Origin of the sequence: Novosphingobium sp. ZW T3_23 (assembly GCF_044987305.1) — a bacterium.
Classification (GTDB): Bacteria; Pseudomonadota; Alphaproteobacteria; order Sphingomonadales; family Sphingomonadaceae; genus Novosphingobium.
Genome location: NZ_JBJDRF010000150.1, coordinates 1 through 624, shown reverse-complemented (window position 1 = coordinate 624; position 624 = coordinate 1). Strand labels below are relative to the sequence as shown.

The 624-nt window shown below is 61.4% G+C and carries 1 protein-coding gene; it reads right to left on the bottom strand.

Going from position 1 to position 624, the window contains the following annotated elements; all coding sequences use genetic code 11:
- Positions 1-190 precede the first annotated feature (190 nt).
- Positions 191-624 (bottom strand): ATP-binding protein (locus ACI3K3_RS25760; RefSeq protein ID WP_404918967.1); only part of this gene is annotated, 434 nt, incomplete at its 5' end.

Genomic DNA, 624 nt, shown 5'->3' with positions numbered 1-624 from the left:
AAAACGCTCTTTGACGTGTCGATACCAATGCGGATAATCTGGTCCACGGACGGTCCCCTCGCTTGAGTTCACAACGACTCACTCTGGCACATTTTGATGCCGTATCGGGGGCCGTCCACCCCAACGACGATCGCGCGCAGTTGAAGCGCCTGATCGTTGGTCGTGGATGTCACCTATGTTGGCGCCTTGGTCAAGCGGCTGCAGCTGCGGGTCGACGCATGGATTCACCCTCGAGTTCGAGCCGGTGTGCGTTGTGCACGAGGCGGTCCAGGATGGCGTCGGCGTAGGTCGGATCGTTTATGGTCTGATGCCAACGGGCCACGGGAAGCTGGCTGGTGACGAGCGTTGAGCGCTGACCGTAGCGGTCCTCGAGGATTTCCAGGAGATGATGGCGGGCGTTGCCGTCGAGTGGCTGCAGACCCCAATCGTCCAGTATCAGCAACTCGACCTTGGCGAGGCTTTTCATGCGGGCGGCGATACGGCCGTCTCCTTTGGCCAGCGTGAGCTCGTCGATCAGCCGCGGCAACCGGGTGTAGAGGACGAAGCGGTTATCACGGCAGGCCTTGTGGCCGATCGCACAGGCCAACCAACTTTTGCCGATGCCGGTCGGGCCGATGATGGCCA